This is a genomic window from Nitratireductor mangrovi, assembly GCF_007922615.2.
Classification (GTDB): domain Bacteria; phylum Pseudomonadota; class Alphaproteobacteria; order Rhizobiales; family Rhizobiaceae; genus Mangrovimarina; species Mangrovimarina mangrovi.
In genome coordinates this window covers 237,424-259,277 of record NZ_CP042301.2, presented here as the reverse complement: position 1 = coordinate 259,277, position 21,854 = coordinate 237,424, and the positions used below count along the sequence as shown (strand labels likewise).

The following is a 21,854-nucleotide window of genomic DNA, read 5'->3' as shown; positions in this document are numbered from 1 at the left end:
TTCGCCGGCCACCAACGGGCGCCCGCAACGAGTCGCCTTTGTTCATGCCGCGTTTTTCCCGCCTGTTCGCCTGCATCTCATCCTTACTGATTCTCTTCCAGCCGGCCGCGTCCGCGGGCGCGGAAAAGCGGCCGCAGGTGGTGGTGATCTCCTTCGACGGCGCGCATGACATCGCGCAATGGAAGCGCAGCCGCGCGCTCGCGGCGGAAACCGGGGCGCGCTTCACCTATTTCCTCTCCTGTGTCTTTCTGCTCTCGCCGGAGACCAGGGAGCGCTACCGGGCCCCCGGGCACAAGGCCGGCCGCTCCAATGTCGGTTTCGCGGCATCGAAGGAAGAGGTCGCCGAAAGGCTGGGTGAGATCGTCGCGGCCCGCGCCGAGGGCCATGAGATCGCGAGCCATGGCTGCGGTCATTTCGACGGCAAGGGCTGGAGCGAGGTCGACTGGAGCGCCGAGTTCGCGCAGTTCCGGACGATCCTGCGCGACGCCTACGCGATCAACGGGATTTCACCGGAGCCGGCTGGCTGGCGCGCTTTCGCCGAGACCGGCATAACCGGTTTCCGCGCGCCCTATCTGTCGGTCAATGCCGCCCTCGGCAGGGCGCTTGCCGCGGAAGGCCTCGCCTATGACGCCAGCGCGGTGTCGCGCGGTCCCGAGATGCCGTCAGGTAAGGGCGGGCTGTGGAATTTTGCCCTGCCGCTGATCCCGGAAGGGCCAAAGGCGCGGCGCATCATCGCCATGGACTACAATCTCTTCGTGCGCCATTCCGCCGGCATCGAGAACCCCGACCGCGACGGCCGCTTCGAGGAACGGACCTACCAGGCTTTCACCGATGCCTTCCGGCGGCAATATGACGGCAAGCGCGTTCCGCTGCAGATCGGCTTCCACTTCACGCTGATGAATGGCGGCGCCTATTGGCGCGCGTTGGAGCGCTTTGCCCGCGAGACCTGTATCAGGCCTGACGTGCGCTGCATCAGCTACCGCGAACTGGTCGACGATCTCGACGCGACCCCGCCGGCCACCGCCGGCGGCTAGCCCAACCTACCCTGGCGTGCCGCCCTGGCGCGCAAGGTATTCCTGCTCGATCTCGGGCAGCGGCTCGCCCTCCAGCGTCGTTTCGAACGCCTTCAGGCGCTTGTAGACCGACATCAGTTCCACGATCGTCGACCAGGAATTGATCAGGTACTGGAAGGAGTTCTCCACCCGCTGGAAGGCGCGGATGATCTGCTGCATGACGCCGAGCGTGATCGTGCCGCTGACGATGGTCGGAGCGAGCGCGATGTAGGGCACCATCACGCCGATCTGCAGGTAGAAGATGCGCACCAGATTGAAATAGAGATAGTTGAGGTAGAGGCGGAAATAGTTCTTGCGGATGTCTGCGAAGAGCTCGACCACCGTCTGCGGCTGGGCGCGCTCGGCATGGTCTTCGCCGTAGACGAGCTCCTTGCGGTAGGCCGCCTCGACGCGCTGGTTGCGGAATTCGAGCCCCGGCAGCCTGATCCCGGCGAGTGCGACCAGCGCCGTGCCGAAGATCGACCAAAGGATTACCACGAAGACCAGCCCCTGGCTGACCTCGCCGATGATCGGCAGTTCCGTCACATTGGCCGACAGTCCCCACAGCAGCGGCAGGAACGCGATCAGCGTCATGATCGCATCGACGAAGCTGACGCCGAGGTTTTCGCTGATCGTGGCGAAGCGCATCGTGTCTTCCTGCACACGCTGCGCGGCACCCTCGATGTGGCGGAGCCGGGGCCAGTGCTGCATGTAATATTCGTTCATCGCCGTGCGCCAGCGGAAGATGAAATGCGAGACGAAGAAGCGGAACAGCGAGGCGACGAAAACGTAGACGAGAGCGATCTGAAGGAAGGTCGCGACCTGCCAGTAGTAGTCTGTCGCCGAGACCGAGTTCGGGGTACCGAGCGCCTTTTGCACCATGTCGTAGAAGGTGCCGAACCATTCGTTGATCATCACGTCGAGCTGGACGAGGAACCAGTTGACGAACAGGATCAGCGCCGAGCCCGCCAGCGACCAACGCTGCCAGGGGTGCGGGGAATAGACCATCCAGAAGCCGATGAAGATGGCCAGGATGGCGATGAAATACTGATAGAACCAGAATTCGAGCGCGCCCGACCGAGCCTGCTCGAAGGCGGCGCGGGCCGCATCGTCCGCCTCGGCGCCGAGTTCGGCGGGAAAGCCGTAGCCGAACCATCCGCCCAGGCTCAGCCAGCCGCCGGCGTCTTTCGCGAAGAAGTACCAGAAGAGCACACCGAACAGCGCCCACAGCGCAGCGGAGGTGAACAGTAGCTTCGGCTTGGGAAAGAACGAGACAAACACCGGCTGCGTCCTCGAGGTTGGGAGATCGGGCGTGGCAGGCGGCCCGGTCGGGAAAGGCGAAGCCGAACGCTATTCGGCAATCGGGCCGGCAACAAGCCGCAGGCACGGCTCCAGCGCACGGGCGCGCTCACTTTGCAGGGGACAACGATCACGAATGCGGCAGGCGGGCCGCCCGGCCTACCGCTCGCCCCTCGCCTCGGCGCTGTCGCGGCCCGCCGACCAGCCGATCAGGCTGCTTGCGAGCAGGATGAGTGCGGCGGCGAGAGAGGGGGCGACGAAGCTGCCGGTCCAGTCGGCGAGATAGCCGGCGCCGATCGGCCCGAGGATCTGGCCAATGCCGAAAGCCGCCGTCATCAGCGCCAGCGCGCGGCGGGGCGCCAGCGAAGCCAGTTGCCGGCCGGCCTGAAGTCCGAGCGCGGTCACCGCTATGAAGGTGCCGCCGAGTAGCGCGCCGCCAAGAAGTGGCCCGAGCGGGCTCGGCAGACCCACGCTGGCGGCGATGCCTGCCGCCTCCACGAGGCAGCCGGCGGCGAAGGCCGCAGTCAGCGACCAGCGCCGTGCGAGCTTGCCCCAAAGCCATACCGACGGGATGCCCGCCAGACCTGTCACCAGCCACACCATTGCCTCGGACACCGGACCCGAGCCTTCCTGGCGGACGATCGCCACCAGAAAGGTGGCGGTGACGATATAGCCGGCGCCGAACAGGCCGTAGGCCAGAATGATGCGCCTCAGCGCCGGGCTCTTCGGCAAAGGCGGCTCGCGCCCCGCCCCGGCGGCGAACAACGGGCCGCCGCGCGCAAGTGGCAAGACCGCCAGGAACGCCACCGTCGCCACCAGCGAGGCAATGAGCCACGGCGCCCGCCAGCCGTGCCCGGAGGCGAACAGGCCGCCGGTGATGAGGGCCGAAACGCAGATGCCGAAGCCGACACCGCCGAAATGCAGTGCCTGCAGCCCGTTGCGCCCAGCCGCCGCGAGCCGGCTGAAGACGATGGCGCTCAGGAAGATCATCAGAAAGGCGCTTGCGAGCCCGGCAAGGAACCGGATCGCCAGAAACGCGGCAAGGCCGTCGGCGACGGCCATCAGGCCGAGCAGGACGGCGTTGGCGCCGAGGCCGGCCAGCATGACCGGCCGCTCACGGCCATGCGCCCAACCACCCGCGGCAATGATGGCGCCGAGGAGATAGCCGAGATAGTTGGCGGAGGCGATGAGGCCGGCCTCGGATGCGTCAAGGCCAAGCCCGTCCATCATGCCCGGCAGGATCGGCGTGAAGACGAATCGGCCGATGCCCATCGCCGCCGCCATACCGATCAGGCCGGCCATGGCAAAGCGCAGGGGCTGGGCGGAATCGGAGCGCATGGCGCCGCAGTAGCCGCGCGGCGGGGCCCCGGCAATGGGGCAGAAAAAGCTTCGGCAGGGCCACGCCCGAAGGCGCGGCCCCGCCGTTGGCAATCAGCCGGCCGAGCCGGTGTCGGCGATCTTCTTTTCCGATCGCAGGCACAGCCAGGTGGCCCAGACCATGAGCAGGAGCAGGAGCGCGAACGGGAACCCGGTCGCGATCGCGCCAGCCTGCAGCGCCGCCAGACCGCCACCGAGCAGCAGCACGATCGCAACCAGCCCCTCGAAGATGGCCCAGAACACGCGCTGGGCGACCGGCGCGTCGATCTTGCCGCCGGCGGTGATGGTGTCGATCACCAGAGAGCCGGAGTCGGACGAGGTGACGAAGAACACGATCACCAGGATGATGCCGATCAGCGAGGTGATCGCCGCCAGCGGCAACTCGGCCAGCATGCGGAACAGCGACAGTTCAGGCACGTAATCCACGACAGTCTGCTGGACGCCGTTGTAGCCTTCAGACAGCAGCTGATAGAGGGCCGTTCCGCCGAAGGTCGTCATCCACAGGATGGAGACCAGCGTCGGGATGATCAGCACGCAGGTAATGAATTCGCGTACCGTGCGGCCGCGCGAGACGCGGGCGATGAACATGCCGACAAAGGGCGACCAGGATATCCACCACGCCCAGTAGAAGGTCGTCCAGCCATGCATGAAGCTGGCATCCTCCCGGCCGATCCAGTTCGAAAGCTCCGGCAGGCTCTTCAGGTAGACCCAGCTGTTGGCAAAGAAGCCGGAGATGATGACCAGCGTCGGGCCGATCGCGATGACGAACGCCAGCAGCAGCAGGGCCAGCACCATGTTGATCTCGGAAAGCCGCTTCACCCCGGCATCGAGGCCGGCAACCACCGAGACCAGCGCGGCGGCCGTGATCAGCAGGATCAGGACCACCTTGGCCGTGTCGGTGTTGGGCACGCCATAAAGCTCGTTCAGGCCCGCGAGCGCCTGCGAGGCGCCGAAGCCGAGCGAGGTCGCAAGGCCGAACAGCGTCGCAAAGACTGCCATCGTATCGATGACATGGCCGACCCAGCCACGCACCGCTTCCCCGAAGATCGGGTAGAAGGCGGAGCGGATCGAAAGCGGCAGGCCCTTGTTGTAGGCAGCCAGCGACAGGGACAAGGCGACGATGGCGTAGATCGCCCAGGGGTGCAGGCCCCAGTGGAAGATCGTCGCGGCCATGCCAGCCTCGCGCGCCGCCTCGATGTTCTCGGCCACGAACTCGCCGTCGGCGAGCGGGGGTGCGACGCCGAGCGGCGGGTTGTTGAAGTGGTACATCGGTTCGAGCACGCCGAAGAACATCAGGCCGATACCCATGCCTGCGGCGAACAGCATCGCGAACCAGCCGGAATAGGAATATTCGGGCACCGCATCGGCGCCGCCCAGCCGCACCGAGCCCACCGGTGTCACGATGAGCAGCAGGCAAAACAGCACGAAGATGTTGGCCGACAGCATGAACAGCCAGTCGAAGGTGGTGGTCAGCCAGGTGCGCAGGCCGCCGAGCACCGACCCGGCCTGCTCCTTGAAGATCAGCGTGATGATGACGAAAGCGACAATTGTCACCGCCGACACGAAGAATACGGGATTGTGGACGTCGAGCCCAAGGACACGGACATTGTCCTGCCCAGGCTCGAGTCCATGGTCCTCGAATCCGTTGTTCGCCTCGATATCGGACATTGGTTTCTCCCTCGTTGTCCGCCCGGCATCTCCGCATGTTCGCGGCTGCTGGATCGTTTGCATTGTCGGGCGAAGCGTTTCGCGAAACGAACGGCACACCGTGTCGGCGTGCCGGGCCCGATAGGGACGAAAACCAACCATAATCGAATTTTGCCCGATGTTTCAAAGGCGTCACCGACTTGTCCAACGGGTTTTTGGAGATTCCGGACCCAAAGATCGCCGTTCCTACTCCCGGATCCTCGAAATCTTGACGGCTTCTTTATTTTATGTTTTTGTTAAATAAAAGGATTCGATCATGGGCATACATGCCGTCTTCGGCGCACTCGCCGACCCGACCCGGCTCGCAATCGTGGAGCGTTTGTTGCAGTCAGGCGACTTGACGGCAGGCGAAATCGCGGCGCCGTTCGACATTTCCAAGCCGGCGATCTCGCGCCACCTCAAGGTGCTGGAAGATGCCGGTTTCATCGAGCGGCGCACGCAGCGCCAGTTCCGGGTTTTCCGCGCGCGCCGCGACGGTTTTGCCGAGATCGAGGATTGGATGGAACGCGGCCGCGCCTTCTGGAACGGCTCGTTCGACCGCCTGGAGAAGATGTTCGCCAACGACGAGGGGCACGATGCCGCAGACGACTGACGACCGCGCGCTGGAGATCAGCCGGACGATCCCGGCGACGCCCGAGGCGGTGTTCGACGCCTGGATCGACCCGGCACAGCTCGTTCGGTGGTGGGGACCTGAAGGCGTCACCACGCCACATTGCGACCTCGACCCGCGCGCCGGCGGAAACTGGACGACGACGATGCGGACATCCAACGGCGAAATGGTCGTATCAGGGGTCTACACCGCCGTCGAAAGGCCGCACCGGCTGGCTTTCAGCTGGGCCTGGACACAGGAAGACGGCTCGCGCGGGCATGAAACAGTCGTCGAGGTGACTTTCGAGGCGGTCGCGGAAGGCACGCGCATGCGGCTGCTCCAGCAGCGCTTCGCAACCACCGAACACCGCGACAATCACCGTATGGGCTGGGGTTCGAGCTTCAACGACCTCGAAAAGCTGTTCGCCTCATAGCCCGACGCAAGCAAACGCAGGAGGTTTCAATGCCCCACCCCGTCGCAAGCAGAGAGGAATGGCTGGCAGCCCGCAAGGCGTTGCTGGCACGCGAAAAGCAACTGACCCGCGAGCGGGATGCGCTTGCCGCCGAACGCCGCGCCCTGCCCTGGGTGCGCATCGAAAAGGCGTATGCGTTCGAGACTGAGGCGGGTGCGAAATCGCTGGCGGGGCTTTTCGACGGCTGTTCGCAACTTCTGGTCTATCATTTCATGTATGCGCCGGACTGGGAGGTCGGCTGCAAGAGCTGCTCGTTCTGGGCCGACAGCTTCGATGGGGCCGTCGCCCATCTGCGTCAGCGCGACACGCGGCTGACCGCGGTCTCTCGCGCACCGCTCATGACGTTGCTCGCCTTTCGCCAGCGCATGGGCTGGTCGTTCCCCTGGGCCTCGTCGCAGGGCTCCGACTTCAATTTCGACTTCGGCGTTTCGTTCCGTCGCGACCAGCAGGACGCTACCTATAATTTCGCTGCCAAGACGTCGGGCGCGGAGGAGCTTCCGGGCCTGAGCGCGTTCGTTCGCGAGGGCGATGCCGTCTTCCATACCTATTCGACCTACGGCCGAGGCCTCGAACCGTTCAACGCAGCCTACGCGCTGCTCGACATGACCGCGAGGGGCCGTCAGGAGGACGGCCTCGACTACACGATGGCGTGGGTCAAGCTGCACGACCTTTACGACGCTGCCTGACAGGCGCGCGGGGACTGGCCCGTCACTGCGCAGAGCCGGACCAGTCCCATGTCTTTTCCGGCCCCGCGGGCCGCGGCGTGGTCTTTGCGAACAGGAGAAGCGGGGCGATCGAAGGGCAGATCGGCGAGCTCGCGCATCGACATGCGCTCAAGCGCGGGATGCGCCAGCGGATCGTTTCGCCACGGCACGTTTTCGCCTTTGTTCGACGCCCCGGCCCGGGTGGCGCTGACAAGCCGCAGGAGCAGGGAGAAAAGCTTTATCATTTTTGCCTCCATGATCGGGACATTGGAGACAATATGCTGTAATCAAAGGGCAATCGATCAAGAGTTCCGGGACGACAGTTTAGTTTTTCTTGATGAAGACGCTCAACACGATCCATCTCAATGGCTTGCGCGCGGTCGAGGCGGTGGCGCGCACGGGGTCGCTTCAGGCTGCGGCCGAAGAGATCGGCGTTTCGGCGAGTGCGATCAGCCAGCAGCTCAACCGCACGGAGAAGCAGCTTGGCAGGGCGCTGTTCGTGCGTTCGGGCCGCGGGCTCCAACCGACCGAACTCGGCACACGCATCTTCGAAAGGCTCAGCGCCGGCTTTGCCGAACTGGCCGGCGCGGTCGAGACTGCGCGGCGTCAGGACGAATGCACCCTCGTGGTTTCTGTCGCGCCCGCCTTCGCCGCCAAATGGCTGATCCCGCGGCTCAGCCGGCTCTTTTCCCGCCACCCCGACATCCTCGTGCGCATCGACACCTCGACCCGGCTCCGCGATCTGGCGCAATCGGATGTCGACGTGGCGATCCGTCTGGGCGACGGCGACTGGCCCGGCGCGGCCAGCGAGTTGCTGATGCCGCAGGACATCTTCCCGGTCTGCACGCCGGCGATGGCGCGCGGGCTCGAAACGATCGCGGACCTGAAGGCCGCCACCGTGATCACGGACGAAGCGGCGATGTTCGGCTGGGAGCAATGGTTCGCCGCCGCCGGCGTCGAGCCGGTCAGCCTCAAACCCGGCGCGCGGTTCTCCGATCCGCTGCTGTGCCTCGACGCCGCGATCTGCGGGAACGGCGTCATGCTGGCCTGGCAGCTGCTCGCCGGCGACGCCCTTGCCAACGGCCAATTGGTGGTGCCGTTCGACATACGCGCTCCGTCCGGGCTGGGCTATTTCCTGTGCACCGAGGCCGGCGCGCGGCCGCAGCGCAAGGTGCGCGCCTTCCGCGACTGGATCCGCGACGAGGTGGTATCGGCGCAGCCGCCGGATCAGGTGGAGAAAAGCGCCTCATAGACGTCGGCGCGAAAACCGACCGCATAGGTGCCGTCGACGTCGAGCACGGGGCGCTTGATCATCGTCGGCTCGGCCAGCATCAGCGTGGCGGCCTTGTTGCCGTCGAGATCGCCCTTGTCGGCATCGGCGAGGCCCCGAAAGGTCGCGCTCGACTTGTTGAGCAATTTTTCCCAGCCGAGCGCGTCGCTCCATCCGGCCAGCGTCGCGGCGTCGAGGCCCTCGGCCCGGTAGTCGTGAAAGCGATAGTCGACGCCCCTCGCCTCCAGCCAGGCGCGCGCCTTCTTCATCGTGTCGCAGTTCTTGATGCCATAGATCGTGACGGACAAGTGAGACCTCGCGGCAGGAATCGGATGGCGCGATCCTGTCGGGCAGAGAGCCGTCGCGCAAGACTGGTTCTGGGGGCCGCGTCGGGCAAGCGCCTGTTCGGCAACGGCAACCGCGAATGCTACGCCAAGGCCATCGTTTGACTTTTTTCAACAACGATGACTATTGTCGAGATCGGGAGGGGCGATGGCTTACCGATCCACCGACCAGATCATACACAAGGCCGCCTGGCTCTACTACACCCACGGGCTGCGCCAGGACGAGGTCGCCCAAAGGCTGAAAATCTCGCGAGCCTCGGTCGCGCTCTATCTCCGGCGGGCCCGCGACAGCGGCATCGTCAACATCTCGACCTCGACCCATCTCTTCCGCCACGACGTCATGGCGCGGCGGATCGAAGACGCCTTCGGCCTCGAGGCGGTGTGGATCGTCGGCCGCGAGGAGCTCGCGCCGGACCCGGCCAACGAAGTGCCGACGCTTGGGGCCAACGTCTTCCTCGAGATGATCGGCAATGGCGACAAGGTCGGCGTCGCCTGGGGCCGCACCGTCTATGCCATGGCCGACGTCATGTCCTATGCCGACCTGGAGCGCGTCACCGTGGTGCAGCTCTGCGGCAATCTCGGCGCGCCCTACTCCTACCGTCCCGACCAGTGCACGATGGAGATCGCCCGGCGCGTCAACGCCAAGGGTCTCAATTTCTACGCGCCGTTGGTGCTGAGCTCGGAGCGGCTGGCGCGCGAACTGCGCGAGGAGCCGGTGATCCGCGAGCAGCTCGACGGGATCGGGTCCTGCGACCTGGCGCTGTTTTCTGTCGGCTCGCTCGACGCCGACAGCCACGTCATCAAATGCGGCGCGCTGAATTTCCAGGAACTGCGTTCGCTCAAGGAGCAGGGCGCGACCGGTGTCATCGCCGGCCAGATCATCTCCGCCGATGGCTCGCTTCTCGAATGCGACTACAATCACCGGGTGATCTCGGCCGACCTCGCCTCGATCAAGGCGATCCCCAGGCGCCTCGTCGTCGTGCAGGAGGAAGCCAAGGTGGAGCCGCTGCGCGCCGCCTTCGCCGGCGGCTTCTGCACCCATCTGGTGGCCAGTGCGGCGATCGCCGACCGGCTGCTGGCCGATCTCCCGGCCAGCGAGGCCGCGATAGCGGCCGGACCGGGCTGAGCGATACACCGGCAACAACCCTCAACAAAAAGGGCGGCCCGCGAGCCGCCCTTTCTCGATAGGCCCGCCGGTCAGTCGCGCGGCGGCAGCGGCATCCAGCCCGGCACCGCGACGTCGGCATGGGCGAACTGCGGCAGCTTGGCGGCCAGTTCCTCCATGTTCTTGATGTCGCCGTCATTGAGCGCCTTCTGCGTGATCAGCGTCGGCGGCACGATGACGTTCCTGCCCGGATCCTCGCCGGCAAGCAGCATGGCGAGCGAACGCACGCTGACCTCGCCGACAACGGCCGGGTTGGTCGCAGCCGTCGCCACCCAGGCGCTGCCCGGCTCGCGCATCGCGGAGATGTCGGCGGTAGAAACGTCGGCCGAGTAGATCTTGATGCTGTCGGAGAGACCGGCCTCGTCGACGGCGATCTTCACGCCCTTGGCGAACTCGTCATAGGGCGCGAACATGACCTGGATGTCGGGATTGGCCGAGACCACGGAGCGCGCCTGGTTTGCGACCGAGTTGGCGATCGGATTGTCGAGCGTGCCGAACTGCGCCACTTCCTCGATGCCCGGATATTTCTCCTTGAAGGCGCGCCAGGTCTCGTCGCGGCGGTCGAGCGGCGCGATGCCGGCAACATAGACGTAACCCGCCTTCCATGCCTCGCCATTGTCCTTGATCGCCTGCTCGAGTGCGAGACGGGCGAGGTCGCGGTCCGACTGCTCGACCTGCGGGATGGCCTCGTTTTCGACATTCACGTCGAACGCGACCACCTTGATGCCGGCATCGACGGCGCGCTGCGCGGCGGCCTTCATCGATTCCGTCAGGCCGTGCTGGATGATGATGCCGTCAACCCCGAGCGCGATCGCCTGGTCGACCATGTCGGCCTGGAGCGCGGCGTCCTGGCGGCTGTCGAGCACGCGCAGATTGACGCCGAGGGCGGCGGCCTGCTTCTCGACGCCGGAGAGATAGGCCTGGAAGAAGTCGCCGGTCGAGAGATAGCGCACCAGCGCGATCTCGACGTCGCCGGGATTGTCGAACGGCGCCGGCTTGTCCTGGGCCAACGCGGCCGGGACGAGCATCGTCGCTCCGGCGAGCGCGACGGCGAGCTTGCCGAAGATCCTGCGTGAAATGTCCATGTTTTCCTCCACTGTTTTCCTGTCAGGCTGGTGACTAGCGAGTGCTGCGACCGAGCAGCGCGAAGGTGAAGATCAGGGCGATGACGAGCACGGCGCCCTTGATGAAATCCTGCGTGTAATAAGGCACGTTCATCATGGTCAGCCCCTGCAGGAGCACGCCGACGAAAAGCGCCCCGATCGCGGTGCCGAAGGCGTTCGGCTTGGCGGCGCCGAGCACGGCAAAGCCGATGAGCGCGGCGGCGACGGAATCGAGCAAAAGGTTGGTGCCTGACGCGATGTCGCCCCGGCCGAGGCGGGCCGCGAGCAGGATGCCGCCGATCGAGGCAAAGACCCCGGAAATGACATAGGCCCAGATCTTGTATGCCTTGACCGGGGCGCCGGCGTACTCGGCCGCGCGCGCGTTCGAGCCGACGGCGTACATCATGCGCCCGAAGCGGGTGTATTCGAGGAAGAACCATATGAGGATCGCCAGCACGATCAGCACCACGACCGAGGCCGGAACCAGGTTCTCGATGACCAGGTCGAAGCGGTGGCGTCCGAGCGCCAGGAAGGCGGGGCTGAACGTGCCTTCGGCGGTGCTGCCGTCGGGCAGCGTCATGCCGGTGGCGATCGAGCGGCCCTCGGTCGGGATGCGCTGCAGACCGATCAGCAGGAACATCATGCCGAGCGTGGCCAGCAGGTCAGGCACACGCATGTAGCAGATGATCAGCCCGTTGACCAAGCCGACGATCGCGCCGATCGCCAGGCAGGCGAGCACGGCCACGAGCGCCCCTTGCTCCCACACCACCATCACGTAGGCCGCCGCCATCATGGCGCTGGTGGCGATCGAGCCGATCGACAGGTCGAAGCCGCCGACGACCAGGGTCGCGGTCACGCCGAGCGCCAGAATCCCGGTGATCGACACCGACTGCAGGATGAAGACGGCCGCCTGCGGCGAGGCAAAACCGCGGGTGAAGGCGGAGAAGAAGATGATCAGGCCAAGCAGCAAGGCGAGGAAGCCGTAGCGGATGGCAAGGTCGCGCGCCGAGGAGCGCTCGCGCGGCAGGTCCGGCGGTGTCTCGCGGTCCTCCTTGTGCTCCGTGCGTGCGTCCATGTCCTGTTTCGCCCCTCCGCTCAATGCGCCCGCGCCTGCTCGCGACCTGCCACCTCGGCCAGCAGCTGGTCGATGTCGATGGCGCCGTTGCGATGCTCGCCGATGATGGTGTGCTCCGACATGACCAGGATGCGGTCGGCGGTCTCCATCGCCTCGTCAAGTTCGGTCAGAAACAGCAGCGTCGCGCGGCTGTCGGCGCTTGCTCTCAGCTTGGCGGCAATGTCTCGCCGCGCGGCAATGTCGACGCCCTGGAACGGCTCGTCCAGCAGCAGAAGATGGCAGGGTTGCGACAGCCAGCGGCCGACGGTCACCTTCTGCTGGTTGCCCCCGGACAGCGTTGCGAGGTCGTCACGCTCGCTGCGGCAGACAATGCCGAGATCACGCACCTGGTCGCGCGCCAGCCGCCGCTCGTGGCCACGCCTCGCGACGCCCAGCCGCGACAGCCGTTCGAGGAACGGCAGGCTCATATTCTCGTAGATGTTGAAGTCGGGCACGATGCCGCTCGTCGCGCGGTCCTTGGCAACGAGGAACACGCCGCGCTCGATGGCCGAGCCCGGGTTGGACGGCGCATAGGGGCGGCCGGCAAGCTCCATGCGGCCGGCGAGCGGCGCGCGCAGCCCGAACAGCGTTTCGGCGAGCGCGGTCTTGCCGACCCCGACAAGACCGGTGATGGCAACCACCTCCCCGGCGCCGAGGGTGAGCGAGAACGGACATGCGCCTTCGGTCAACAGCATATCTTCGGCTGCAAACACCGGCCGGGTCCCCGTGCGGGCCTCGATGGCGCGCCGGTCGACGGCCTGTCCGAGCATGGCGTTGACCGCGCCCTCATAGTCGAGCGGCTTTGCATCGAAGGTGCCGGCAATGGCACCGTCGCGCAGGCTGACAATGCGGTCGGCGAGGCGGCGGATGTCGGACATGCGGTGCGAGATGTACAGGATCGCCACCCCGCGCTCGCGCAACCGATCGATCAGCGCAAACAGCCGTTCGGCCTCATTGTTCGACAGCGACGCAGTCGGCTCGTCGAGGATCATCACCCGCGGCTCGTGCGACATGGCGCGCGCGATGGCCACCATCTGGCGGTCGGCGAGCGTCAGGTCGGAAATGCTCGCCGAAAGGTCGATCGCCAGCCCCATGCGCTCCGCGATGGCTCGCGCCTCGCGGCGCACCCGGCGGCGGCTGAAAAACAGCGGCGCCGCGCTGCCGCTCAACCGGTCGAGCGTCAGATTGGTGGCCACGTCCAGCGCACCGACCACGCCGTCATTGATGTTCTGGTGCACGGTGACCACGCCGGCGCGCATCGCCTCCGCAGGGGTCGCCGGCGCAAAGGGCGCATCGGCCAGCATCATGATACCGCGATCTGCGCGGTAGACGCCGCTCATGATCTTGACCAGCGTCGACTTGCCGGCGCCGTTGGCGCCCATCAGCACCGTCACCTCGCCGGCACGCAACTCGAGACCGATCCCGCCCAGGACCTGGTTGGGACCGAACGACTTGGTCACGCCGGCAATGCGAAAGACGGCGTCCTCGGCCATCAATTCCTCCCGAAGGATGGACGCTACGGAGTGCTCCATCAAATGTCAACAAGCTTGACATTTGACAGGTCGGTTCCTAGCCTCCCCGACAAGCTCCCGTGACAATGAGAGTGATCGGCATAGAGGAGGAGGCCGCCGGCATGCAGGATCGTCCGTTCGAGGCCCTGAACGTGGAAACGCTTGGCGCGCGGCTTGGGGGTCTCGACGCATTGCACACGCGCCTGGGCGGCGAGCCCTCGCAATGGAAGGTGCGCGAGGTCGGCGACGGCAACCTCAATCTGGTCTTCATCGTTGAAGGCGGCGCCGGCAGCGTCATCGTCAAGCAGGCACTGCCCTATGTCCGGCTCGTCGGCGACAGCTGGCCGCTGCCCTTGAAGCGGTCGTTTTTCGAATACCATGCGCTGACGAGGCAGGCGCGGCGCGCGCCGGACAGCGTGCCCGAGATTTTCCATTTCGATGAAGCCCAGGCGCTGATCGTGATGGAGTTTCTGAGCCCGCACATCATCCTGCGCAAGGCGCTGATCGCCGGCCGGCAATTGCCGCGCATCGCCCGCGATCTCGGCCTGTTCATGGCGCGCACGCTGTTCCGTGGCTCAGACCTTGCGATGAAGGCGAGCGAGCGCAAGGCCGACATGGCGCTGTTCGCAGGCAATGTCGAACTGTGCGACATCACCGAAAACCTCGTCTTCACCGACCCCTATTTCGCCGCACCGTTGAACCAGCACAACACGCCGCATCTCGACGGGCTGGTGGCGGAACTGCGCGCCGACCGCGACCTCAAGGTCGAGGCGCAGCGGCTCAAGCACCGGTTCGCCTCGAGCGCGGAAACGCTGGTGCATGGCGACCTGCACACCGGCTCCGTGATGGTAACCGAAGGCGAAACCAGGGTCATCGATCCCGAGTTCGCTTTCTACGGCCCGATCGCATTCGACGTCGGCATGCTGCTGTCCAACTACTGGATGTCGTTCTTTTCCCAGCGCGGCCATCAAGGCGAGGAACCGCGCGACAACATGCGGCAATTCCTGCTGTCGGTGATCGTCGAGACCTGGCAGGTCTTTCGCGACGAATTCGCCCATCTGTGGCGCACCGAACGCAACGGCATGCTCTATCACCGCAGCCTGTTCGAGGATCAGGGCGATCCTCTCGGGGCGGAGCAGGCACTGAACTGCCTGATTCATGATATATGGACCGACATGCTCGGCTATGCCGGCATCGAAATGCACAGGCGCATCCTCGGCCTGGCGCACAATGCCGATTTCGAGGAGATCGGCGACCAGGAACTGAGGGCCGCCTGCGAGGCCAGGGCCCTGAAACTCGGACGGCACCTTGCCGTGAACCGGCATCGGCTCCAGTCGCTCGACGAAATCAACGCCCTGGCGGCCATGCTCGACAAAGGAGACGTCTCGTGAACGTCGGAGATCGTCATTTCCGCACCATCTGGGTGAACGAGGACGGCTGGGGGGTCGACATCATCGACCAGCGCTGGCTGCCGCACGAATTTCGCGTCGAGACCTTGCGCGACGTGAAAGCAACCGCGACCGCGATCCGCGACATGTGGGTGCGCGGCGCGCCGCTGATCGGCGTCACCGCCGCCTATGGCATGGCGCTCGCCATGCGTGCCGACCCGTCCGACACCGCCCTCGACGCTACCTGGGAAAGGCTTCACGCCACGCGCCCGACGGCGATCAATCTGAAATGGGCGCTCGACGGCATGCGTTCCTTCCTGCGCCCGCTGCCGGAGGCCGAGCGCGCGGCTGCCGCCTACCGGCGCGCCGGCGAGCTGGCCGACGAGGATGTCGAGCTCAACCGCGGCATCGGCCGCAACGGCCTTGCCGTCATCCGCGAGATCGCTGGGCGCAAGAAGCCGGGCGAACCGGTCAACATCCTCACCCACTGCAATGCCGGCTGGCTCGCCACCGTCGACTACGGCACCGCCACCTCGCCGATCTACCTGGCAGGCGAGGAAAACATCCCCGTCCACGTCTATGTCGACGAGACCCGGCCCAGGAACCAGGGCGCACAACTCACCGCCTGGGAGATGGCCGGCCACGGCGTGCCGCACACGCTGATCGTCGACAATGCCGGCGGCCACCTGATGCAGCGCGGCGCTATCGACATGGTGATCGTCGGCACCGACCGCACGACCGCCAATGGCGACGTCTGCAACAAGATCGGCACCTATCTGAAGGCGCTCGCCGCGCATGACAACGGGGTGCCTTTCTACGTCGCCCTGCCCTCGCCCACCATTGACTGGACGATCTCGGACGGGCTCAGGGACGTGCCGATCGAGGAACGTGCCGACGAGGAGGTCTCCCTGGTCTGGGGACGCGACGCCGATGGCGAAGTCCGCCAGGTGCGCATCTCGCCGGAGGCAACACCCGCCGCCAACCCCGCCTTTGACGTCACCCCGGCGCGGCTCGTCACCGGGCTCATCACCGAACGCGGCATCGCCGCGGCCTCGACCGACGGGCTCAAGGCGCTGTTCCCGGAAAAGGTTGCCGCGGCCTGATGCATCGGTGGCCGTGCAGCGGCACCCAAGGTGACAGCTACGCCGAAAGAGACTGCCAGGCGGTGACTGCGTTTCTCGCCCGGCGACCAACCTCCGCGGCATCGAAGCCGGGCTGGTAAAGGCTCGTTCCGAGGCCGAACACCGACACACCGGCAGAGCGGTAGGCTTCAAAATCCCGTTCCGAAATGCCGCCGACCGCGCCTACCAGCGCGGCGGCCGGAAGCACCGCACGGATCGCCTTGATGCCGGCCGGCTGCAGCACCGAGGCCGGGAAGAATTTCAGTGCCGTCGCACCGAGGCGCAAGGCGGACAAAGCCTCGCTGGGCGTGAACACGCCGGGCATCGTCACCAGCCGCCGGTCGGCGGCTCTTTGCATGACGTCGACGTCGATGTTGGGACTGACAAGGAGTTCCCCGCCGGCGTCGCAAAGCCGGTCGACATTCTCCGCCGTCAGCACGGTACCGGCGCCGATCAGGCAGTTTTCGGGCAGGTGCTTCGCCAGCACGTCGATCGACTTGAACGGCTCGGGAGAGTTGAGCGGCACCTCGATCGCCGAAATCCCTGCTTCGACCAGCGCCTCGCCAACCGACAGGGCTTCGTGAGGCTTGATACCCCGCAGGATTGCGACGATGCCAACGGGCAGGCTCGGCCAGGGAGCGGTGGGGGACATGGGTTACCTTCGCTTTCAGCCTTTGGGCGCCAGGAGTGTCCGCGCCGCGTCGAGCAGCCCGGCACGCACGGCCGTTTCCGCATCGACGAGACGATAGGGCAGATCGGCGGCGTTCATCGCCGCTTCGTAAAGCGGCACGATGGCGCCGCTCGCGACGAGCACCACCGTGCTGCCGTCACCCGCCAGCCGCGCTTGTACGGCCGCGATCTCGGCGCCGATCAGATGCCCCGAGAGCGCGGCAGCGGCGTCGGTTTGCGACAGGCCGGCGAGCAGGCCGGCGGCGCGGATGGAAAAGAGCCGCGAAAGCAAAACGTCCGGCGATGCCAGCGTATCGCGCAGCCGGTCGAGGAAGACCGGATTGTCGGCGGCGACCTGGCGGCTTGACCCGACCGAGTGCCGCAGGATCGAATGTTCGCACAGCAATGCAAACATCTCGCCGGTCAGGTAGGTCGAAAAGCCGGTCACCGCACCATCCGACACTGTCGCCCATTTCGAGTGGGTTCCCGGCAGGCAGAACGTCTCGGCAGTCGCTGCCGCTACCGACGCCGCGCCGGCGATCTGCGTCTCCTCGCCACGCATGACATCGGGGGCCTCGGGCGACGATTGCGCCAGCCCGGGCAGGATGTAGACGGGCCGCGCCGCCCCGTCGATGGCCAGGGCGCCCCTGGCGAGATTGTCCAACCGTGCCGGCAGGTCCAGATAGGGGACTTCGCGCCAACCCTGGCGGGCGCCGGCCATGCCGCAAATGACGGCCGGCAGCGACGGCGGGGCGTCGAGCCCGGCGAGTTCCTGTTCCAGCACATCGGCGAAACCGCCGGCGGCGACCGTCGCCATGCCGCGCTCGCTGTGCCGCTCGGCCAGCACGCCACCGTCGTCGTCCATGATCCAGATCCGCAGGCGGCTCGTGCCCCAGTCGACGCCCGCGAAACTCGCCCTCTTTCCCGACACTGCCGGCCTCCCGCATTCGGAACCGACGCTCCTTAGCCTTCCCGTCGGCGCTTGGCTACATGGCGGCGGGGATGTCACGCGCCGGGCATAGCAGTACGCGCACCGGAAGCCGGGACGGTGGCAGCCTTCCCCCTACCCGTCCCGCGCCCGCTCACGCTGCGCCTCGATCTGGCCGCGCACCATGTCGAACAGGACCTGAGAAGCTGGCGAAAGGGGACGGCCGGCATGCGTGATCAGGGCGTATGGCTCGACCTCGATGCGGTCATCGACGGGCAAGGCGACGATGCGTCCGCCCAACCCTTCCTCGCGGCGGTAGAAGTCGGCGGCGGCCGACGCCACCGGTGCGATGGCGTTGGTCTGGCTGATATAGGCAAGCGTGAGGAGCAGCGACGAGGTGCTCAGCACCTTCTCCGGAAGCGGGATGCCACGTGCCAGCAGCTGGCTCTCCATGCTCCGGCGCAGCAGGCCGCCGCGCGCCTGCTGCACCCAGTCATAGGCGACGCAGTCGCGCAAGGTGATGATGGGCTGGCGCAGGAGGGGATGGCCGGTGCGCACGATGAGGCTGACCGGTTCGGGGCCGATCTCGGTCAGCGAAAACGATTTGGGGTCGAAATCGCCGAGCAGCCGCCCGATGTAGAAATCGACCCGCGCCGCCATCAGATCCTCGGCCAGCCTGTCGCTGGTGTCGACGACCAGGGTCACCGAAATGAGCGGGCGGGTGACGCGGGCGTGCCTGACCACCGGCAGGACGAGGTCGATGGCCGGTCCGGTGACCGAGCCGATCGCCACCGTGCCCTGGTTGCCGCGTTCGAGTTCGCTCAGTTCGCGCGCCGTGTCATCGAGGCCCTGCAGCATCATTTCGGCGCGCGCCGCCAGCCTTTCGCCATACGGCGTCAGCTCCACCCCGCGTGCGTGGCGGAGGTGGAGCGGAACGCCGACAATGCGCTCGAGATCGGCGGCGAGTCGCGAGGCCGCGGGCTGCGAGATCGCCAGCTGCGCCGCCGCCGCACTCATCTGGCCGGTCTCCCTGAGCGCGCAGATGAGCCGCAGATGGGCAATCTTGAAACCCTTGCGGATCAGTTCGTCGCGGCGTGGCGATGTGGTTCCCGTCTGGACCGGCTCGTCCATGGGCGCTCTTTCCTCCGTCCTTGATATATCATTGCAGGTATATCACACGCAAACAATCGCATTTGACTGGTATGTGTCATTGGTGATCAATCGCGACCTGCGACAGGAGCGGGGCCAGGGTCCCGCCGGCCCGGGAGGACAAGGATCGGGCCGTCTTGTCCGGTTTGCATCATCCGTTCGTCTGACCGGCGGCGCCTACTGCCGTTCGGCCGCTACCTGGGAGGAGACAATATGAGGCTTTTGACAACCGTACTGGCGACGACGGCGCTTGCCGCCACGCTGTTCGCCGGCGCAGCCTACGCGCAGGACAAGGGAACCGTCGGCATCGCCATGCCGACCAAGTCGTCGGCGCGCTGGATTTCCGACGGCAACAGCATGGTCGAACAGTTCGAGGCCGCTGGCTACGGCACCGATCTGCAATATGCCGAGGACGACATCCCCAACCAGCTCGCCCAGATCGAGAACATGATCACCAAGGGCGTCAACGTGCTGGTGATCGCCGCGATCGACGGCACCACGCTTTCCAACGCGCTCGCCAACGCGCATGCGGCCGACATCAAGGTCATCGCCTATGACCGCCTGATCCGCGACAGCGCGAACGTCGACTATTACGCCACCTTCGACAACTTCAAGGTCGGCGTGCAGCAGGCGACGTCGCTGGTCAACGGGCTCAAGGAACGCTACCCCGACCAGAAGCCCTGGCACGTCGAACTGTTCGGCGGCTCTCCGGACGACAACAACGCCTATTTCTTCTACGACGGCGCGATGTCGGTGCTGCAGCCGCTGATCGATTCCGGCGACATCGTCATCCCCTCCGGCCAGATGGGCATGGACGTCGTCGGAACGCTGCGCTGGGACGGCGCCGTCGCCCAGTCGCGCATGGATAATCTCCTGTCGGCCAACTACACCGACAAGCAGGTGCATGGCGTGCTGTCGCCCTATGACGGGCTGTCGATCGGCATCCTGTCGTCGCTCAAGGGCGTCGGCTACGGCTCCGGCGACCTGAAGATGCCGATCGTCACCGGTCAGGACGCCGAGGTTCCGTCTGTGAAGTCGATCCTCGCCGGCGAGCAGTATTCGACCGTGTTCAAGGACACGCGTGAACTGGCCCGCGTCACCGTCGGCATGGTCGATGCCCTGCTAGGCGGCGGCGAGCCAGAGATCAACGACACCGAGACCTACGACAACGGCGTCAAGGTGGTGCCGTCCTATCTGCTCGAGCCGGTTTCGGTGGATGCTTCCAACTGGGAAGATATCCTGATCGGCTCCGGCTACTATACGATGGACCAGATCAAGTAATCTGATCCTCCCGGGCGCGCCCGCGCGAAAACCCAGCGCGCGGGCGCACGCTCGCAAAACCACCGGCGGCACATCGGGTCACGGCGATGAAACCCCTGCTTGAGATGCGCGCGATCACCAAGACCTTTCCCGGCGTGAAGGCGCTGGACACGGTGAACCTCACCGTGGCGGAGGGCGAGATCCACGCGCTCGTCGGTGAAAACGGGGCCGGCAAGTCGACCCTGATGAAGGTGCTTTCCGGCGTCTATCCCGCCGGCACCTACGAGGGCGAGATCCACTACGACGGGGCGCTCGCCTCCTTTTCCGGAATTGCCGACAGCGAGGCGGTCGGCATCATCATCATCCACCAGGAACTGGCGCTGGTGCCGCTGCTGTCGATTGCCGAGAACCTCTTTCTCGGCAACGAGCGCTCTAGGGCAGGCGTCATCAACTGGCGCGAGACGCTGCGACGCACCGAGGCCCTCCTGAAGAAGGTCGGTCTCGCCGAGGCGCCGACCACGCTCGTCGACAATCTCGGCGTCGGCAAGCAGCAACTGGTCGAGATCGCCAAGGCGCTGTCGAAGGACGTGCGCCTGCTCATCCTTGACGAGCCGACCGCGGCACTTTCGGAAAGCGACAGCCAGGCGCTTCTCGACCTGCTGCTCGAACTCAAGGCGCAAGGCGTCACCTCCATCATTATCAGCCACAAGCTCAACGAGGTGCGGCGCATCGCCGACCGGGTGACCGTCATCCGCGACGGCACGACGATCTCGACCCTCGATGCCCGTACCGACCCGATCACCGAGGACCGCATCGTCCGCGACATGGTCGGTCGCGACATGGCGCACCGCTATCCCGAGCGCGAGCGGCGCGCCGGCGACATCCTGATGGAGGTCAGGAACTGGAACGTCTGGCACGCCGAGCACGCGGACCGTCAGGTGATCCACGACGCCAACCTGACTGTGCGTTCCGGCGAAGTCGTCGGCATCGCCGGCCTGATGGGTTCCGGACGTACCGAACTGGCAATGAGCATCTTCGGGCGCAGCTACGGACGCAGGATTTCTGGCGAGGTACGGTTGCGCGGACAGCCGGTCGACGTGTCGCAGGTCGACCGGGCGATCGCCGCCGGCCTTGCCTATGTGACCGAGGACCGCAAGACGCTGGGCCTCATCCTCGACGAAACGATCGAACGCAACGTGACGCTGGCCAATCTCAAGGCCGTCTCCTCGCAAGGCGTGATCTCGGAAACCCGCGAGACGCAGGTCGCGGAAAAATACCGCGCCGCCATGAACATCCGCACCCCGTCGGTGTTCCAGAAGGTGGTCAACCTGTCGGGCGGCAACCAGCAGAAGGTGGTGCTGTCGAAATGGCTCTTTGCCGGGCCGGATGTGCTGATCCTCGACGAGCCGACGCGCGGCATCGACGTCGGCGCCAAGTTCGAGATCTACAGCATCATCAACGAGCTGTCGGCGGAGGGCAAAGGCGTGCTGATGATCTCCTCGGAGATGCCTGAGATGCTCGGCATGTGCGACCGCATCTACGTGATGAACGAAGGATCGCTGGTCGGCGAGCTGACCGCCGCGGAAGCCAGCCAGGAGCGCATCATGTCGCTCATCGTAACGGAATAGGAGG

General features: G+C 65.9%; 21 protein-coding genes. 10 read left to right on the top strand and 11 right to left on the bottom strand.

The window, feature by feature from the left end:
* Nucleotides 1-44: 44 nt before the first annotated feature.
* Nucleotides 45-1,034 carry a polysaccharide deacetylase family protein gene (locus tag FQ775_RS01175; protein WP_146299092.1) on the top strand — a complete coding sequence of 330 codons (990 nt, stop codon included), beginning with the start codon at nt 45-47 and terminating at the stop codon, nt 1,032-1,034.
* A gap of 6 nt (nt 1,035-1,040) precedes the next feature.
* Here FQ775_RS01175 and sbmA read toward each other — a convergent pair whose 3' ends face one another.
* The 3 genes from sbmA to FQ775_RS01160 form a co-directional block, all read right to left on the bottom strand.
* Complete coding sequence (sbmA, locus tag FQ775_RS01170) at nt 1,041-2,333, bottom strand: peptide antibiotic transporter SbmA (protein WP_146299091.1); 1,293 nt, start codon at nt 2,331-2,333, stop codon at nt 1,041-1,043.
* A 177-nt stretch (nt 2,334-2,510) separates the two neighbouring features.
* Nucleotides 2,511-3,689 carry a YbfB/YjiJ family MFS transporter gene (locus FQ775_RS01165; protein WP_146299090.1) on the bottom strand — a complete coding sequence of 393 codons (1,179 nt, stop codon included), beginning with the start codon at nt 3,687-3,689 and terminating at the stop codon, nt 2,511-2,513.
* A gap of 93 nt (nt 3,690-3,782) precedes the next feature.
* Nucleotides 3,783-5,396 (bottom strand): BCCT family transporter, encoded by a 1,614-nt coding sequence (locus FQ775_RS01160; RefSeq protein WP_146299089.1) that lies wholly within the window; start codon nt 5,394-5,396, stop codon nt 3,783-3,785.
* Between the two features lie 295 nt (nt 5,397-5,691).
* On the opposite strand from FQ775_RS01160, the gene FQ775_RS01155 reads away from it, so the two are divergent.
* The 3 genes from FQ775_RS01155 to FQ775_RS01145 are packed head-to-tail and all read left to right on the top strand — an operon-like array spanning nt 5,692 to nt 7,182.
* Nucleotides 5,692-6,027: an ArsR/SmtB family transcription factor gene (locus FQ775_RS01155; RefSeq protein WP_146299088.1), complete on the top strand. Its 336-nt coding sequence runs from the start codon at nt 5,692-5,694 to the stop codon at nt 6,025-6,027.
* A complete protein-coding gene (locus FQ775_RS01150; protein WP_146299087.1) occupies nt 6,011-6,457 on the top strand; it encodes an SRPBCC family protein in 447 nt (148 codons plus the stop codon). The genes FQ775_RS01155 and FQ775_RS01150 overlap by 17 nt, the downstream gene beginning before the upstream one ends.
* Before the next feature lie 29 nt (nt 6,458-6,486).
* Nucleotides 6,487-7,182: a DUF899 domain-containing protein gene (locus FQ775_RS01145; protein WP_146299086.1), complete on the top strand. Its 696-nt coding sequence runs from the start codon at nt 6,487-6,489 to the stop codon at nt 7,180-7,182.
* On the opposite strand, the gene FQ775_RS01140 is transcribed toward FQ775_RS01145, so the two are convergent.
* Nucleotides 7,167-7,445, bottom strand: coding sequence for a hypothetical protein (locus FQ775_RS01140; RefSeq protein WP_146299085.1), 279 nt, complete (start codon nt 7,443-7,445; stop codon nt 7,167-7,169). The two genes, FQ775_RS01145 and FQ775_RS01140, sit on opposite strands and share 16 nt — an antisense overlap.
* 92 nt (nt 7,446-7,537) lie before the next feature.
* Here FQ775_RS01140 and FQ775_RS01135 point away from each other — a divergent pair, with 92 nt between their 5' ends.
* A complete protein-coding gene (locus FQ775_RS01135) occupies nt 7,538-8,452 on the top strand; it encodes a LysR substrate-binding domain-containing protein (protein WP_146299084.1) in 915 nt (304 codons plus the stop codon).
* On the opposite strand, the gene FQ775_RS01130 is transcribed toward FQ775_RS01135, so the two are convergent.
* Entirely contained in the window at nt 8,428-8,778 is a 351-nt protein-coding gene (locus FQ775_RS01130) for an ArsC family reductase (RefSeq protein WP_146299083.1), read from the bottom strand. The genes FQ775_RS01135 and FQ775_RS01130 overlap by 25 nt on opposite strands.
* Nucleotides 8,779-8,962: 184 nt before the next feature.
* Here FQ775_RS01130 and FQ775_RS01125 point away from each other — a divergent pair, with 184 nt between their 5' ends.
* Nucleotides 8,963-9,940, top strand: a complete 978-nt coding sequence (locus tag FQ775_RS01125; RefSeq protein ID WP_146299082.1) for a sugar-binding transcriptional regulator — start codon at nt 8,963-8,965, stop codon at nt 9,938-9,940.
* Nucleotides 9,941-10,011: 71 nt separating this feature from the next.
* Here FQ775_RS01125 and FQ775_RS01120 read toward each other — a convergent pair whose 3' ends face one another.
* The 3 genes from FQ775_RS01120 to FQ775_RS01110 are packed head-to-tail and all read right to left on the bottom strand — an operon-like array spanning nt 10,012 to nt 13,689.
* Entirely contained in the window at nt 10,012-11,064 is a 1,053-nt protein-coding gene (locus FQ775_RS01120) for a substrate-binding domain-containing protein (RefSeq protein WP_146299081.1), read from the bottom strand.
* A 34-nt stretch (nt 11,065-11,098) separates the two neighbouring features.
* Nucleotides 11,099-12,157 carry an ABC transporter permease gene (locus FQ775_RS01115; protein WP_246730241.1) on the bottom strand — a complete coding sequence of 353 codons (1,059 nt, stop codon included), beginning with the start codon at nt 12,155-12,157 and terminating at the stop codon, nt 11,099-11,101.
* A 20-nt stretch (nt 12,158-12,177) separates the two neighbouring features.
* The gene (locus FQ775_RS01110) at nt 12,178-13,689 is read right to left on the bottom strand and encodes a sugar ABC transporter ATP-binding protein (RefSeq protein WP_146299080.1); all 1,512 of its coding nucleotides are present in this window, start codon (nt 13,687-13,689) and stop codon (nt 12,178-12,180) included.
* Between the two features lie 140 nt (nt 13,690-13,829).
* Between FQ775_RS01110 and mtnK the strand changes: the two genes are divergently transcribed.
* Both mtnK and mtnA read left to right on the top strand, forming a co-directional pair.
* Nucleotides 13,830-15,098, top strand: coding sequence for an S-methyl-5-thioribose kinase (mtnK, locus tag FQ775_RS01105; RefSeq protein WP_146301890.1), 1,269 nt, complete (start codon nt 13,830-13,832; stop codon nt 15,096-15,098).
* Nucleotides 15,095-16,198 (top strand): S-methyl-5-thioribose-1-phosphate isomerase, encoded by a 1,104-nt coding sequence (mtnA, locus tag FQ775_RS01100; protein WP_146299079.1) that lies wholly within the window; start codon nt 15,095-15,097, stop codon nt 16,196-16,198. Before mtnK ends, mtnA begins: the two co-directional genes overlap by 4 nt.
* A gap of 37 nt (nt 16,199-16,235) precedes the next feature.
* On the opposite strand, the gene FQ775_RS01095 is transcribed toward mtnA, so the two are convergent.
* From FQ775_RS01095 to FQ775_RS01085, 3 genes are all read right to left on the bottom strand, one after another.
* Nucleotides 16,236-16,868, bottom strand: a complete 633-nt coding sequence (locus FQ775_RS01095) for a 2-dehydro-3-deoxy-6-phosphogalactonate aldolase (RefSeq protein WP_146299078.1) — start codon at nt 16,866-16,868, stop codon at nt 16,236-16,238.
* A 15-nt stretch (nt 16,869-16,883) separates the two neighbouring features.
* On the bottom strand, nt 16,884-17,816 hold the full coding sequence (locus FQ775_RS01090) for a 2-dehydro-3-deoxygalactonokinase (protein WP_246730240.1): 933 nt from the start codon (nt 17,814-17,816) through the stop codon (nt 16,884-16,886).
* 132 nt (nt 17,817-17,948) lie between these two features.
* A complete protein-coding gene (locus FQ775_RS01085; RefSeq protein ID WP_146299077.1) occupies nt 17,949-18,944 on the bottom strand; it encodes a LysR family transcriptional regulator in 996 nt (331 codons plus the stop codon).
* A 231-nt stretch (nt 18,945-19,175) separates the two neighbouring features.
* On the opposite strand from FQ775_RS01085, the gene chvE reads away from it, so the two are divergent.
* Together chvE and mmsA are read left to right on the top strand one after the other, a co-directional pair.
* Complete coding sequence (chvE, locus tag FQ775_RS01080) at nt 19,176-20,243, top strand: multiple monosaccharide ABC transporter substrate-binding protein (protein WP_146299076.1); 1,068 nt, start codon at nt 19,176-19,178, stop codon at nt 20,241-20,243.
* Between the two features lie 86 nt (nt 20,244-20,329).
* Nucleotides 20,330-21,850, top strand: a complete 1,521-nt coding sequence (gene mmsA / locus FQ775_RS01075; protein WP_146299075.1) for a multiple monosaccharide ABC transporter ATP-binding protein — start codon at nt 20,330-20,332, stop codon at nt 21,848-21,850.
* Nucleotides 21,851-21,854: the final 4 nt, after the last annotated feature.

What these genes read in the sequence shown, in the direction of transcription:
- FQ775_RS01085 (WP_146299077.1), bottom strand. Translation starts at nt 18,944, where the DNA reads ATGGACGAGCCGGTCCAGACGGGAACCACATCGCCACGCCGCGACGAA.
- FQ775_RS01120 (WP_146299081.1), bottom strand. Translation starts at nt 11,064, where the DNA reads ATGGACATTTCACGCAGGATCTTCGGCAAGCTCGCCGTCGCGCTCGCC.
- chvE (WP_146299076.1), top strand. Translation starts at nt 19,176, where the DNA reads ATGAGGCTTTTGACAACCGTACTGGCGACGACGGCGCTTGCCGCCACG.
- FQ775_RS01140 (WP_146299085.1), bottom strand. Translation starts at nt 7,445, where the DNA reads ATGATAAAGCTTTTCTCCCTGCTCCTGCGGCTTGTCAGCGCCACCCGG.
- FQ775_RS01165 (WP_146299090.1), bottom strand. Translation starts at nt 3,689, where the DNA reads ATGCGCTCCGATTCCGCCCAGCCCCTGCGCTTTGCCATGGCCGGCCTG.
- mmsA (WP_146299075.1), top strand. Translation starts at nt 20,330, where the DNA reads ATGAAACCCCTGCTTGAGATGCGCGCGATCACCAAGACCTTTCCCGGC.
- FQ775_RS01110 (WP_146299080.1), bottom strand. Translation starts at nt 13,689, where the DNA reads ATGGCCGAGGACGCCGTCTTTCGCATTGCCGGCGTGACCAAGTCGTTC.
- FQ775_RS01145 (WP_146299086.1), top strand. Translation starts at nt 6,487, where the DNA reads ATGCCCCACCCCGTCGCAAGCAGAGAGGAATGGCTGGCAGCCCGCAAG.
- FQ775_RS01095 (WP_146299078.1), bottom strand. Translation starts at nt 16,868, where the DNA reads ATGTCCCCCACCGCTCCCTGGCCGAGCCTGCCCGTTGGCATCGTCGCA.
- FQ775_RS01135 (WP_146299084.1), top strand. Translation starts at nt 7,538, where the DNA reads ATGAAGACGCTCAACACGATCCATCTCAATGGCTTGCGCGCGGTCGAG.
- FQ775_RS01175 (WP_146299092.1), top strand. Translation starts at nt 45, where the DNA reads ATGCCGCGTTTTTCCCGCCTGTTCGCCTGCATCTCATCCTTACTGATT.
- FQ775_RS01150 (WP_146299087.1), top strand. Translation starts at nt 6,011, where the DNA reads ATGCCGCAGACGACTGACGACCGCGCGCTGGAGATCAGCCGGACGATC.
- mtnK (WP_146301890.1), top strand. Translation starts at nt 13,830, where the DNA reads ATGCAGGATCGTCCGTTCGAGGCCCTGAACGTGGAAACGCTTGGCGCG.
- FQ775_RS01125 (WP_146299082.1), top strand. Translation starts at nt 8,963, where the DNA reads ATGGCTTACCGATCCACCGACCAGATCATACACAAGGCCGCCTGGCTC.
- FQ775_RS01160 (WP_146299089.1), bottom strand. Translation starts at nt 5,396, where the DNA reads ATGTCCGATATCGAGGCGAACAACGGATTCGAGGACCATGGACTCGAG.
- FQ775_RS01155 (WP_146299088.1), top strand. Translation starts at nt 5,692, where the DNA reads ATGGGCATACATGCCGTCTTCGGCGCACTCGCCGACCCGACCCGGCTC.
- FQ775_RS01115 (WP_246730241.1), bottom strand. Translation starts at nt 12,157, where the DNA reads ATGGACGCACGCACGGAGCACAAGGAGGACCGCGAGACACCGCCGGAC.